Origin of the sequence: Mesorhizobium sp. ESP-6-4 (assembly GCF_020164735.1) — a bacterium.
GTDB lineage: Bacteria > Pseudomonadota > Alphaproteobacteria > Rhizobiales > Rhizobiaceae > Mesorhizobium.
Genome location: NZ_JAIUGS010000001.1, coordinates 246770 through 260687 on the forward strand (window position 1 = coordinate 246770; position 13918 = coordinate 260687).

Genomic DNA, 13918 nt, shown 5'->3' on the forward strand with positions numbered 1-13918 from the left:
ATGACGAATGTGAACCTCGAGCATCTGGCCGGTCGGCGCGTGTGCTCAGAAAGCGGCAAGAGCATCGGCTACATCGAGGAGATCATCGCCGAGCAGGATGGTGACGATCTCGTCGTCACCGAATTCCATATCGGCATCTTCGCGGCGTTCGAACGTCTGTCCGCGTCGACCGTCGGCACCGCATTGCTCGATTTTTTCAAGCTGCGTCGCAGGTCGGGCCTCTATCGCATACCTTGGGACAAGCTCGATATTACCGATCCGGCGCACCCGCGGCTGCTCAGCTCGGATAACGAGCTTTCGGGATTCGAAGATATTGGCAATTCTCGCACAAGTCCCGCTCCCGTCCATCAGCGCGACAGTTGAGGCAGCGGTCTTCCGATGTCGTCCGAGACGCTTTGCACCGACCCGCGGGCGCGCCGTCTGTCCAGATGAGCGCGGACTTGCCGACGGCAAGGCCGCTACTCTTGCCATATTGCATTTTTGCCCAAGGAAACTCCTCCTATGCGGAACGATCGAGTCCAACTGCCGTTACCGTCAAAAAGACAGGAGCGAGCAATGACTGGACGCACCACCCACGATCAGCAGATACGTGTCATCGAGAAGCGTGAGAATACGAAGAACGCGCCCAAGGAATTCGAGGCCAAAGCGGAGCTGAAGCGGTCGGCGGCGGAGCGCGAGGCACGGCGGAAGGGGTCGAGCCTCAGGGGCGATACGCCTGACCTGGTCGATCCAGACGATCGCAATATCCTTCGCGGCAAAAATCAAGAAAGTGCCCATAACAAGAATCGAGGTTCCAAGTAGGACCGCCTTCCGCGGCAACCCCAGGGCCTCCCGGCAGCAATCGGTGCCTTCTCGATAATCTGTCTTTTGCGCAACTTGCCCGGATTCTCGACGAATAACTGTGATCGGCTTCGACGTGTTCGACTGGAAAAGGTCTCCAGGCTGAACCACCGCCTTCGCTAGCGGTTGGCCACCAAAAGACCGCAACCCCGGCGCCCGCGGGAATGGAACCTCGCCCATCCTGCAAAGTTAAAGCGCGGGAGCGGTTGTCATGTCAGCAAACGCCGGCCTTCTGGTAGGCTTCGCATTTTGGTTTCTTGCCAGCAGCTGGGTCGCAGCCGAGGAAGCCGGGCATCGACAAGCGAAGGTCGTCGAACCTCCGATCGAGCCCGCGACTTCGGCTGCGCCGCAATTCTCGAACCTAACCGCATCCCAAGACCCGCCGGGCAGCGGGCTGTCGCTGTTCCTGAGCAACGGTTGTGGTGCATGCCATACCATAAGAGGCACCGAGGCCCGCGGGACGATTGGCCCGGACCTTTCCCATGTCGGATCGCGATCAGCGATTGGCGCCGGGGTCCTGCCTAACACCGAGGAAGCCATTGCACGTTTTGTCGCTCGCCCTGATCTGTTCAAGCCAGGCGTGAAAATGCCGGCGTTCGACATGCTGCCGCAAACCGAAATCCAGACGATCGCGCGATATTTGAAAGCCTTGCAATGACGCCTGGTTCTCGTACCGAATTCGGGACAGCGTCGTCCAATGCTACTGCCGAAGAAGACGCCGTTCGCGTGGCGAACCAGCCGATGATGATCCGCGTGAAGCATGTCGTATTCGGCGCCATCGGTTTGCCTGTCGTCCTGTTGCTTGGGGCATGGATCGGCTTTTTCAACGTCGGCGCCAGCAGCGGCCATTGGAAGGTGACGGCCTGGTTCCTTCAACTCGCCATGCGCTCGGCCGTACGCACCTATGCATTAGCCGTGGACGCGCCGAAAACGCTTGACCGGCGGGGGCTCCCGGCGGCAGCCGGACATTTCGCGCGAGGCTGCGCGATCTGCCACGGCGCACCCGGCGAGCTCCGCTCGCCGGCGGTGCTGCGGATGCTTCCGCAACCGCCGGATCTTGCGCTCACGGTCGGAGATTGGACCGACGCCCAGCTTTTTCGGATCGTCAAGCATGGAATACGGTTCACCGGCATGCCCGCCTGGCCGGCCCGCGACCGCGATGACGAGGTCTGGGCAATGGTTGCTTTCCTGCGGGAACTTCCAAAGCTCAATCCGAATGAATTTCGAGCGCTTGCCTTCAATGGCAGCGATGCTACCAGCAGCGATCGGCAACCCGCCACCCCGGATGTTCTCTCCGACTGCATGCGCTGCCACGGAGGCGACGGCGAGGGCAGGGGTGACGCCGTGCCCGTGCTGGCCGGGCAGAAAGAAGCTTACCTGCTCGCCAGCCTTCAGGCCTATGCCAAAGGCGATCGCACGAGCGGCTTCATGGCTCTGCCGGTGACTGGCGTCGACCCCGCCGATCTGGCTGCGCTTGCCCGGTATTTCGCGGCGCAGCCGCCGGTATCAGCGGACCGCGATCAAGTTTCGGCGGAGGTGATCAACAAGGGACAGCAAATCGCTGAGGCCGGAATTCCGGAGCGGAACGTGCCTGCCTGTTCCGGCTGCCATCTCGGTTCCGACAAAAATCCGATCTATCCGCGCCTCGACGGTCAGCGTGCTGCTTACCTGGAGCGGCAGCTGAAGCTGTTCCGGTCCGAGGACCGAGGCGGCACGCCGTTCTGGCATATCATGGCTACCGCAGCCCAACGCCTCACGGACGACGATATACGGGCGGTATCGGCCTATTTTTCCAGACGTGCTGAAGGTCCTCGGTGAGCACAATGCGCCTGCTGTACAAGGCGCCTCGAAATCGGTTCAAGGAACTTTATCCCATCCTGCCAGTTCCAACTCCGCACAGACGGCCTGAGCAGACAGCCGGCTGAAGCATCCTTTGCGGGTGAACCAGGCTGAATGCACTTCCGGCGGCCTTACGAGACATGGAATTTCGGGACTGCAGCCTGTCCCGGCCTCCTGTCGCAGCTATGGCGCGTAGATGCCGCAGAACAGAAGAACGCCGCCGATCAGGCAGAAGGCGAGGAGTGTCGCAACGTAGAACCCGTGTTCGCGGAAAATCCTGATATCGCGTTTCAGACTCACGGCTCAGCCTCTTCGGCACCCTACGAAGCCCACAACACGGAACGGCACCGGCGAGTTCCGGATCTTGTGTTTCGTCTGTTTCGGAGAGCCCCCAATTGGCGGGCGTTGGCCAGCCTTCCGGCTGCCGCCGGCGCTCTCGTCTCTGGCTGCACCGGTATGCAATCGGCCCTCGATCCGCACGGCGAGCGGGCCGACGCTCTTGCTGTTCTGTTCTGGATATTCACGGCCGTGCTCGGTCTTATCTGGCTGGTCACCATGGCTGGGTTGTTCTTCGCGCTAACACGCCGGCGAGATAGTCGCGGCGAACCGGCGCAAGCGCGTCCAGCCATCAAACGGCCGGTGCGTATCGCCTTTGCTGCGATGCTGGCATCGACCGTCATCATTCTCTCGGGCCTGACCGTGCTCAGCTTCGACGGACAAAGGATGGTTTTCAGGGATGGGGCCGGGGCGGCCGTAACAATATCGGTCATAGGGCACCAATGGTGGTGGCAGGTCCGCTACGAAGGAAAGAATGGTTTCGAGACGGCAAACGAGATTCGCATTCCGGTAGGCAGCGCGGTCGATATCAAGCTCACCACGGGTGACGTGATCCACTCGTTCTGGATACCGAGCCTTGCCGGCAAGCTCGATCTCATTCCAGGCAAAAGCAATGAACTCCGTATCCAAGCGGACAAGCCCGGCGTGTACCGCGGCCAATGTGCCGAATTCTGCGGTCAGCAGCATACGCATATGGCGATCTTCGTGGTGGCACTGGAGCCGAGCGAATTCGAACGCTGGCGCGCAAAACAGGCCGCGCCGGCAAGGCCGATGGCTCATCATACGAAGCAACAAAATGTCTTTGCTTCCGCGGCATCGTCTCCGTCCGCCGCCCTTTCGGAGCATTCGCGATGAGCCAGGCGGTCGAAGAACGTCACGAAACCCGTGACACCGATCTGGGTGACGAGGAGCTGCGCGCAAGGCTGAGCAAGACCTGGGGCACGGCGCGTGGTCTGATAGGCATTCTTTCGACAGTCGATCACAAGATCATCGGCATCCGCTATGCCGTCACTGCCTTCGTCTTCCTGTTGGCCGGCGGCATCATGGCGATCATCATGCGGCTGCAGCTCGCACGACCGGACAGCCACCTCGTCGACGCCGAGTTCTACAACCAGCTTTTCACCATGCATGGCACAACGATGATGTTCCTGTTCGGGGTGCCGGTCGGCGAGGCGTTCGCCGTCTATCTGGTGCCGCTCATGGTCGGCACCCGCAACATCGCCTTTCCGCGCCTCAATGCCTTCTCCTACTACGTCTATCTGTTCGGCGGCCTGATGTTGTGGGGCGGTTTCGCGTTGAGCATCCGCCCTGATGTCGGCTGGTTCTCCTATGTGCCCCTCGCAAATCTGAATTTCACTCCAGGCAAGGGGCCGGACTACTGGGCGCAGATGATCACTTTTACCGAAGTCGCAGCGCTCGCAGTCTCGGTGGAGATCGTCGTCACAGTCCTGAAGCAGCGCGCGCCGGGCATGACGCTCGACCGCATTCCACTCTTCGTATGGACGATGCTCGTCCATTCCTTCATCATCATCTTCGCCATGCCGGCGATCATGCTCGCCTCGTCTATGCTGATCATGGAGCGGCTGGTCGGCACGCAGTTTTTCAATCCGGACGCGGGCGGCGATCCGCTGCTTTGGCAGCACCTTTTCTGGTTCTTTGGTCACCCCGAAGTCTACATCATCTTCCTGCCTGGAACCGCTTTCGTGTCGGCGATCGTGGCGACATTCTCCCGGCGGCCGGTCTTCGGCTATTTGCCGATGGTGCTGTCGCTGATCGCGATCGGCTTTTTGTCCTTTGGCTTGTGGGTTCACCACATGTTCGTGACCGGCCTGCCTGAAATCGGCGCCGCATTCTTCACCGCCTCCAGCATGGCTATAGCCATTCCAAACGGGGTCCAGATATTCTGCTGGATCGCGACGCTGTGGGACGGCAAGCCGGTGCTCAAGACGCCGTTGATCTTCGTGCTCGGTTTCTTCTTCATCTTTGTCGCCGGCGGGCTCTCCGGCGTGATGCTGGCGTCGGTGCCAATCGATACGCAGGTGCACGACACCTATTTCGTCGTCGCTCATTTCCATTACGTGCTTATAGGCGGCACCGTCTTTCCGCTTGTCGCGGCCGTCTACTACTGGTTCCCGAAAGTGACGGGCCGGCTCATGGATGAGCGGCTCGGCAAATGGCAGTTCGTCCTCGCCTTCACTGGTTTCAACGTCACGTTTTTTCCGATGCACCTGCTCGGCCTGCACGGCATGCCGCGCAGGGTCTACACCTACCCCGCGGAGATGGGCTGGGGCGGGCTCAACCTGCTCGCCAGCACCGGCGCGCTGCTGTTCTTCGCAAGCTTTCTACTCATGCTCTACAACATGATTGCCAGCGCCCGCTCGGGCGCCCTTGCCGGCGACAATCCCTGGGGCGCCGACACGTTGGAGTGGGCGACCAGTTCGCCGCCCCAGCCGCAGAACTTCGATCGCATTCCCTGCGTCACAAGCGGTTCGCCGCTATGGGATAAGGGCGATGACAAGGCGGTGGTCGGCGGCCTCAAGGTTGATGAGCGCGAACTGCTCGTGACGAGCGTCACGGAGGCCCGGCCTGACATTCGCGAGGAATCGCCGGCGCCCTCGATCTGGCCCTTTCTGGCGGCGTTTGCCACAGCCGTCGCGTTCATCGGCTCGATCTACACGCCCTGGGCGGTTACTTGGGGTTCGCCCGTCGTCGCCATCGTGCTGGTCGCCTGGTTCTGGCCGAAAACCATCGAGGAGAATGTCTAGATGGCCCGCAGCGTCATCGATGTCTCGGGTTTGCCGACCTATGCCTTCGGTTCGCGTGTCACCCCCTGGTGGGGGACCTTCTCGTTCTGCCTGCTGGAGGGAACTGGCTTCGCCCTCGGCATCGGAGGCTATCTCTACCTGGCCGTCACCAACAAGGACTGGGCGAAGGACGCGGTGCCTTTGAGCCTGCTCTGGTCGGCGCTCTTCACGCTCGTCCTTGTCGTCAGCGCACTGCCGAATTTCCTGATCAAGCGAGCAGCGATGCGGGAGAGCTTGCGCTCGGTCCGTCTGCTGCTGCTGATCATGAGCGCGATCGGGCTGGTGCTTATCGGGCTGCGCATCATGGAATTCTCGGCCTTGCCGGTACGCTGGAGCGACAATGCGTATGGCTCCTTTGTCTGGCTCCTTCTCGGCCTGCATGGCGTGCACGTCCTCACTGACGTCGCCGACACGTTGGTCTTGGCCGTGCTGATGTTTACGCGGCACGGAACGGGCAAACGCTTCAGCGATGCCGAAGACAATGCTTTCTACTGGTATTTCGTCGTGCTCTCATGGCTGCCCCTCTATGCCGTGCTCTATTGGCTGCCGAGGTTCTGATGCGGCCGGGATCGCGCAGTTCTTCCGACGCCACGCACGACGCCTGATGACCGTCTACCTCCAGCGCTTCGCGCAACAAGTCGAGACCGTCGACATGGAGACGGTTCTCTCGGCCTGGACCTGACGCTATGCGACGATCCTCACCGGCACCGACTTCGCCGCCGGGACGTGCGCTTTATGAGCCCGGTGCCACAGCGGAATCAAAGGATTGAGTTCGGGATAATAGCCGGCGCAGTTGCCGCTTGGTATGGAGTAAGGCGTGACCCGCAGGCCTCCCACCCGCCGCTCGACGCCGTCATCGGCATGCGCCTCGAGAGCGACTTCCTGCCCGGCGCTGAGCCCCATCCGTCGGATGTCTTCCTCGTTCATCAGCAAGACCATTCGCGTTCCGATGATGCCGCGCAACCGATCGCGATAACCATACACGGTCGTGTTGAACTGGTCGTTCGACCGAACTGTGATCAGCGTCAGTACGTCCTCGCCCGACACATCGATGTCGGGGTCGGTTTCCAGTGTGGTGGGCAGCTTGAAATTCGCCTTTTTGTTCGGCGTTTCCCAGACGCGCTTCGACGCCTTGATATCGCGATGGAATCCACCTGGCGTGAGGAAGCGTTTGTTGAAATCCTTGAAATGTGCCGGGAAGCAGCGCTCGATCTCGTCGCGGATGCGGGAATAGTCAGCGACCCAGTCGTCCCAGGGAATCGAACTCATGCCGGCGACGGTCGCCTTGGCGAGTTCCGCGACAATGCTCGGCTCGGACATGAGATGCTCGCTCGGTTTTTGCCGCGACCCGAAGGAGCCGTGAATGCAGGCGGTCGAATCCTCCATCGAGACCCATTGCGGCCCGCTGGCCTGAATGTCCTTCTCCAGCCGAGACAGGCATGGCAGCAGATACGTGACTTTCCCGGCGATCAAATGGCTGCGGTTGAGCTTGGTCGCGATCTCGACGTGCAGGTCGAGGTTCCGCCAGGCCTTCTCGACCAGTCCGGTTTCCGGAACGGCTCGCACGAAATTACCGCCGAGTCCGACGAAACCGCGAACCCGCCCGTCGATCACGCCCTCGCACGTCTCGACGGTATCGAGCCCCTTATCAGGCGGCGGCTCGAAGCCGTAGAAGTCGCGAAATTTGTCGAGCGGAACGAGCTCCGGCTTTTCGGAAATGCCGACCGTTCGCTGTCCCTGCACGTTGGAGTGTCCGCGCAACGGCGATATGCCGGCTCCGGGCTTGCCGATATTGCCGCGCATGAGCAGCAGGTTGCACAGCATCTGCACATTCTCGGTGCCGTGGCGATGCTGAGTGAGCCCCATGCCGTAATTGCCGATGACCGCATTGGCCGAACTGTATATTTCAGCGACATGTTCGAGATCAGCCCGCGAGATGCCGGAACGTCGAACGATGTCTTCCCAACCGGTCGCGCGCAGATAGGCTTCGAAGTCGGCAAAGCCGTATGTATGCTCCTCGATGAAAGCGGTATCGAGGACGCGTTTTCCGCCTCGCTCTCGGGCTGCGTCATCGAGCGCCAGCACAGCCTTGGCGATACCAGTCATGGCCGCAATATCCCCGCCCGCCCGGATCTGGAAGAAATCGCTCGACATCTTCGTCCCTGGCCCTGGCGACAGCATCTCGACCGGGTTCTGCGGGTTCTTGAATCTCACCAAGCCCCGCTCCCGCAGAGGGTTGAAGGTGATCACCGGGACACCGCGCTGGCGAGCGTCCTCGATGGGGTGTAACAGGCGCGGCGCGGTGACACCGGTATTGTGGCCGAAGAAGAACATCATGTCGGATTTGGCGAAGTCCTCCAATTGCACCGTGCCGACAGGAGAGCCGATCGATTCCGGTAGGCCGACCGACGTCGACTCGTGACACATGTTGGAGGAATCGGGCAGGTTCGAAGAGCCGTAGATGCGGGCGAAGAGCTGATACATGAACGAGGCCTCGAGCGAGGCGCGTCCGGACGTGTAGAAGACCACGGACTTCGGGTCGAGGCGCCTGAGCTGAGCGCCCATATCGCCGAACGCGTCCGGCCACGCCACAGGCTCGTATCTGTCGGTGGCGCGGTTATAGCGCATCGGCTCCGTCAGGCGTCCCTGTTTCTCAAGATCGTGATCCGGCCAATCCAGGAGTTCGGTCACTCTATGGGTGGCAAAGAAGGACGGCTCGCAGTGCCTGCTGGTCTGCTCCCACATCGTTGCCTTGGCGCCGTTCTCGCAGAACTCGAAAGGCCGCGGCTCGGCCGGCTTCGCCCATGAGCAGGAGACGCACATGTAGCCGTCCGCCTTGTTCTGCTTCAGCAACGTGCTCCATATGTCGGACAGCAGCAGCCCCTGGTCCCGCGCGTTGCGGATCAGAGACTCGAGCGAGCCCCATCCGCCGGTCGGATGATTGTATTTCTTGATCTCGACGCGATCGGTGACAGCAGGTTCCATGTGAGTCGTCCAAAAAAGAGGAAAGCAAAGAGAAAACCAAAGCGGGCCTCAGTTGTTCCAGCTTGCCTCGTCAGTGACTCATCGTAGGCCGCCAGTGCTCAGGCTCGCTAACGGTAGCGCACGGTCGTGTCGGATGGCTCAATTGTGTCCACAGTGGCGCTGCCGATCTCCACCAAGAGGGCCGAAGGGCGATGCCGGACAGCCTTGAACCGAGCGGACGATTGAGGTGGTGCCCGTCTATCATCAGCTTCGCGCTGCCCAGGGCAACCGTGGACGTCCGGCCGCCGCTGCGCTGCGCTCGTTGATAGGAGAGATCGTGCTCACGCCCGGCGACAAGCGCGGCGAGGTCCATGCCGAGCTACGCGGCGAGCTGCTCGGCATTCTCAAACTCGTCAACCCTTCATGCGCCAGGGGTATGGTGCGACCTGAGCTCAGATGTCGGGTTATAGCGCCCGGGCGGCGAGCGACACTATGGTTCGAAAGGCTCTCCCAGCGAAGCCACGCCGTTGAGCTTGAGCAGACGCCGGTTCGAAGAAATGATGCCCAGCACGACGATTGTCACGAGATAAGGTAGGCTCGATAGAAGTTGCGAGGAAACGTCGAGCCCAGTTGTCTGCGCCGCGAGGCTTGCGAGGGACACGGCGCCGAAGAGGCAAGCACCAAGGAAGATACGGCTGGCAAGCCAAGTGCCGAAGACGACGAGCGCGATCGCTATCCAGCCGCGCCCGGCGATCATGCCATCGGCCCAGAGCGGAGTGTAGACCACGGCCGCGTAGGCACCGGCAAAACCCGCCAACGCGCCGCCGAAAGCGACCGCGGCGAAGCGCACGGCGATTACCGGATAGCCGAGCGCACGGGCCGCCTTGGGATTCTCGCCGACGGCGCGGATGACGAGGCCGGTCTTGGTGTAGGCGAACACCGCCCAAATGCCGACGGTCGCAGCGAGCGAAAGCCACACGACAATGTCTTGGCTGAACAAGCCGCCGATGACCGGGATATCTGAAAGCCAGGGCAATGAGAGCTTCGGAAGCCCTTTGACCGTGAGGCTCTCAAAACTCTTGCCGAACAGCGCCGACAGGCCCTGGCCGAGGATGCCTATGGCGAGGCCCGTCGCAACCTGGTTCGCCCGGAATCCCAGCGCCACGACCGCAAAGACAAGGGAAAGAGCGGCGCTGGCGAGACCAGCGGCGAGGAAACCCAGGAGATGCCCGCCGCCTTGATAGACGATGATGAAGGCGATGACTGCGCCGAGGGCCATCAGGCCCTCCACACCGAGATTGAGGACCCCGGCGCGCTCTGCCACCAGTTCGCCGAGCGCCGCCAGAAGGAACGGCGTAGCCGCCGCCAACATCCCGGCGATGATGAACTCCACGGCGTTCATGGCGTGCTTGCGTGGGCGGCATGGCGCCATTCGAGCCGATAGCGGACGAAGGCGATGGCGACAAGATAGGCAAGCAGCAGGCTGCCCTGGAAGACCCTGACCGCAGCGACCGGCAGATTTGCCGAGACCATGGCGTTATCGCCACCGATATAGAGGGCCGCCATGAGCAACGCGGAAAAGACGATACCGACGGGATGAAGGCCTCCGAGATAGGCGACGATGATGGCGGCATAGCCGTAGCCGGTCGAGATGGAGCGCTGCAACTGTCCGAGCGGCCCGGCGACCTCGGCCGCTCCGGCGAGGCCTGCCGCGAAGCCACCGACGAGGAGCGAAAGCCAGATCGCGCGTCCTTCGTTGAAGCCGGCGTATCCGGCGGCGCGCGGCGCGAGGCCGCCGACCTGCAGCTTGTACCCCGCGAAACTCCTCTGCATGAACACCCAGGCGCCGAGGGAGAAGGCGCAGGCGACAAGCAGCGAGACGTTGACGCGGGTGCCGGGGATCAGGATCGGCACCATCGCGTCGTACTGGAACATCACCGATTGCGGGAAGTTGAAGCCATTCGGATCCTTCCAGGGGCCGAGAAGCAGATAATTGAGCAATTGCGCGGCAACGAGCGCCAGCATGAGCGACACGAGAATCTCGTTTGCGTTGAGCTTCACGCGCCAGAAGGCCGTTAGCGACGCCCACAGCGCGCCGCCCAGCGCGCCGATGACCAGCATCGATGGCCAGATCCACTGGCCCGTTGCCTGCGGGAACCAGACGGGAATGGCGGATGCGAAGATCGCGCCGAGGATGAACTGGCCCTCGGCGCCGATGTTGAAGACCTTCGCGCGAAAGCCGATCGCAAGCCCCTGCGCGATCAGCAGGAGCGGCCCCGTCTTCAGCAGAACTTCCGAGAACGAGGCCCAGGACAGGAAAGGCTCCAGAAGCATCGCGTGGAAAACAGCGACCGGATCGCGGCCCATCAGGAGGTAGAGGCCGAGATTAAGCAGCGTCGCCAGGGCGAGCGCGACCGGCGGGGCGATCAGTTTGCCGGGAAGCGAGGCATGCTCCCGGCGAACCAGAAGGGGAAGGAACGGACCGGAGAGAGCGCTCATGCCGGGACCTTCCTGACCATCGAATGCGCGCCGATCATGTAGCGGCCGATCTCCTCGGGTCTGGTATCGCGCGTCACCAGCGGCGGGCTCAGCCGGCCCTGATGGATCACCTGGATCGAATCGCAGAGTTCGAACAGTTCCTCCAGCTCCTCCGAGATGACGAGGATGCCCATGCCTTCGTTGCGCAGGGCGACAAGGCGCCGGCGGATGGCGGAGGCCGCGCCGATGTCCACGCCCCAGGTGGGTTGCGCCACGAACAGCAATTTCGGGGACAGCATGATCTCGCGGCCGACGATGAACTTTTGCAGATTGCCCCCCGAAAGCGCGCCGGCCTCCGCTTCGGAACCGGGCGTGCGCACGTCGTATTGCCGGATGCAGTCCTCGGTGAAAGCCTTCGCCCGGGCTGTGTCGACAAGGCCGCGTTTCAGCAGGCCGAATGGATGGGCGGTCAGAAGGCTGTTGAGGACGAGCGACATTTCCGGCACCGCGCCGCGGCCGAGCCGTTCCTCCGGTACGAAAGCGAAGCCCAGCCGGCGGCGGGCGGCCGTATCGAGCGCGCCGACATCCTTTCCCATCATGTAGATGCAATCGGACTTTTGGCGCGGCAGCACCGTTTCGCCAGAGATCAGCGCCGCGAGTTCGCTCTGCCCGTTGCCCGATATGCCCGCTATGCCGAGGATCTCACCGGCACGCACCGTCAGATTGACGTCGCAAAGCGGCACGGCGAAGGGATCATCGGGCTGATGGTCCAGGCCCACGATTTCGAGGCGCTTTTCGCCGCCGGAATGCGCCAACGCCGGCATGGGCTGCGGCATGTCGCGGCCGATCATCATGCGGGCGAGGTCGTGCGCGTCATGGTCTCGCGGGTGCACGTGGCCGGTGACGCGCCCGCCGCGCAGGATGGTCGCTCGGTCGCAGACCGCCCGGATCTCCTCCAGCTTGTGCGAGATGAACAGGATCGAAACGCCGCCGTCGCGCAGCCGCCGCAAAGTCTCGAACAGCTTGTCCACCGATTGCGGCGGCAGGACGGAGGTCGGTTCGTCGAGGATCAGAAGCTGGGGTTCGGTCATCAGGCAGCGAATGATCTCCACCCGCTGCCGTTCTCCCACCGAGAGCGCGTGCACATGGGCAAGCGGATCGACCTCGAGTCCGAAGTCGCGGCCGAGCGCACGGATGTGTTCCGCGAGATCCGATTTGCCCTTGGGCACGACCAGGCGGATGTTCTCCACCACCGTCAGTGTTTCGAACAAGGAGAAATGCTGGAAGACCATGCCGATCCCCTTGCGCCTCGCATCCGCGGGGGAAGCGAGGGCCAGGGGGGCTCCTTTCCAGGTCGCCATTCCGGCGTCCGGCTGCTCGACGCCGTAGATCAGCTTCATCAGCGTCGACTTGCCCGCTCCGTTTTCCCCGAGGATCGCATGGATCGAGCGTGGAGCCACATCCAGATCGATCTCTCGATTGGCATGGATCTGGCCGTAGCTCTTGGAGATGCCGCGCAGCGACAGGAGCGGGACGGTCACGGTCACTTGGGCAACGGCGTGGTGACACCCTTGACGTGCCAGTCCATGGCAACGATCTCGGCTCCGGTCATCGTCTTGCCGGCGGGCACGCCCTCGCTGCCGTCGGCCTTGACGATCGGACCGGTAAAGGGCGAGAAGCTGCCGTCGGCGATCTTGGCTTCAACGTCCTTGATCCTGGCCATCATGTCGGCCGGGATTCCCGGGTTCCAGTCAACGACCTCGACCACCTTGTCGCCCACACCCAGGAAAGCGTTTGCGCCCTTGAAGGTGCCGGCGATGTGGGCGTCGACCGAGGCCTTGAAGAAGGGTGACCAGTCGGTCGCCACGCAGCCGAGATAGTTTTTGGGCGCGTATTTCTTCATCGACGAGTTGAGGTTGAAGGCGGGGACGCCGGCCTCTTCGCATGCCGAGACGACGGAGGGTGTGTCCTGCGCGTTGGAGAAGATCACGTCGCATTTCTGAGCGAGCAGCGCCTTGGCGGCCTCCTGCTCCTTGGCCGGATCGAACCAGGAGTTCACCCATACGACCGAAACCTCGACATCGGGCTTTACCGCCTGCGCTCCCAGCGTGAAAGCGTTGATGGAGGTGATCAGCTCGGGAATGGCGAAGGCAGAGACCGAGCCGAGCTTGCCAGTCTTCGAAAGCGCGGCTGCCGCCATGCCCATAAGGTAGGTACCCTGGGAATATTGGGCCGCGAAGGGCGAGAAGTTCGGCGCCACCTGGAAACCGGAAGCGTGCAGCACGGTTACGTCGGGATTGCGGCGCGCGATCTGCAGGGCGCCGTTCTGATAGCCGAAGGAGCCGGCGACCAGGAACTTGTTCCCGTCGGCGACTGCCTTGTTCATGATCCGGTCGGCATCGGGTCCTTCCTGTATGTTCTCGATGATGGTCACCTTCACCTTGTCGCCGTAGGCTGCCTTCACAGGCTCAAGCCCGTCGGCGAGCGCACGGCCCCAGCCGACGTCGCCGACCGGCGACGGGACCACGAGCACGATGCCCAGAGGTTCGTCGGCGGCAAGCGCGCGGCCGCCCACCGCCGCGACGAGCCCAGAGGCGGCCGCGCCTTTCATCAATGTTCTGCGGGTAAGATTTGTCAGCATGTCGGTTCCCCTTGTT

At 62.3% G+C, this 13918-nt stretch carries 12 protein-coding genes and 1 pseudogene; 8 read left to right on the forward strand and 5 right to left on the reverse strand.

Annotated elements, in window-relative coordinates; genetic code table 11:
• The 8 genes and pseudogenes from LB523_RS01190 to LB523_RS01225 form a co-directional block, all read left to right on the forward strand.
• Entirely contained in the window at positions 1-363 is a 363-nt protein-coding gene (locus LB523_RS01190; RefSeq protein ID WP_224600619.1) for a hypothetical protein, read from the forward strand.
• 192 nt (positions 364-555) lie between these two features.
• The gene (locus LB523_RS01195) at positions 556-801 is read left to right on the forward strand and encodes a hypothetical protein (RefSeq protein ID WP_095768612.1); all 246 of its coding nucleotides are present in this window, start codon (positions 556-558) and stop codon (positions 799-801) included.
• Positions 802-1051: 250 nt separating this feature from the next.
• Complete coding sequence (locus LB523_RS01200; protein WP_224600620.1) at positions 1052-1498, forward strand: c-type cytochrome; 447 nt, start codon at positions 1052-1054, stop codon at positions 1496-1498.
• 68 nt (positions 1499-1566) lie between these two features.
• Positions 1567-2658 (forward strand): c-type cytochrome, encoded by a 1092-nt coding sequence (locus LB523_RS01205; protein WP_224600621.1) that lies wholly within the window; start codon positions 1567-1569, stop codon positions 2656-2658.
• 477 nt (positions 2659-3135) lie between these two features.
• Positions 3136-3870, forward strand: a complete 735-nt coding sequence (gene coxB, locus LB523_RS01210; protein ID WP_224600622.1) for a cytochrome c oxidase subunit II — start codon at positions 3136-3138, stop codon at positions 3868-3870.
• Complete coding sequence (ctaD, locus tag LB523_RS01215; protein WP_224600623.1) at positions 3867-5780, forward strand: cytochrome c oxidase subunit I; 1914 nt, start codon at positions 3867-3869, stop codon at positions 5778-5780. Before coxB ends, ctaD begins: the two co-directional genes overlap by 4 nt.
• On the forward strand, positions 5781-6377 hold the full coding sequence (locus LB523_RS01220; protein ID WP_224600624.1) for a heme-copper oxidase subunit III: 597 nt from the start codon (positions 5781-5783) through the stop codon (positions 6375-6377).
• A gap of 14 nt (positions 6378-6391) precedes the next feature.
• Positions 6392-6501, forward strand: a pseudogene (locus tag LB523_RS01225) (cysteine hydrolase); the annotation flags it as partial.
• 2 nt (positions 6502-6503) lie between these two features.
• Here LB523_RS01225 and LB523_RS01230 read toward each other — a convergent pair.
• From LB523_RS01230 to LB523_RS01250, 5 genes are all read right to left on the reverse strand, one after another.
• The gene (locus tag LB523_RS01230; protein WP_224600625.1) at positions 6504-8804 is read right to left on the reverse strand and encodes an FdhF/YdeP family oxidoreductase; all 2301 of its coding nucleotides are present in this window, start codon (positions 8802-8804) and stop codon (positions 6504-6506) included.
• 469 nt (positions 8805-9273) lie between these two features.
• Positions 9274-10185, reverse strand: a complete 912-nt coding sequence (locus tag LB523_RS01235) for an ABC transporter permease (RefSeq protein WP_224600626.1) — start codon at positions 10183-10185, stop codon at positions 9274-9276.
• Entirely contained in the window at positions 10182-11282 is a 1101-nt protein-coding gene (locus tag LB523_RS01240) for an ABC transporter permease (protein WP_224600627.1), read from the reverse strand. The genes LB523_RS01235 and LB523_RS01240 overlap by 4 nt, the downstream gene beginning before the upstream one ends.
• Positions 11279-12802, reverse strand: coding sequence for an ABC transporter ATP-binding protein (locus LB523_RS01245; protein WP_224600984.1), 1524 nt, complete (start codon positions 12800-12802; stop codon positions 11279-11281). Before LB523_RS01245 ends, LB523_RS01240 begins: the two co-directional genes overlap by 4 nt.
• 2 nt (positions 12803-12804) lie before the next feature.
• Positions 12805-13899: a BMP family ABC transporter substrate-binding protein gene (locus tag LB523_RS01250; RefSeq protein WP_224600985.1), complete on the reverse strand. Its 1095-nt coding sequence runs from the start codon at positions 13897-13899 to the stop codon at positions 12805-12807.
• Between the last annotated feature and the right edge of the window lie 19 nt (positions 13900-13918).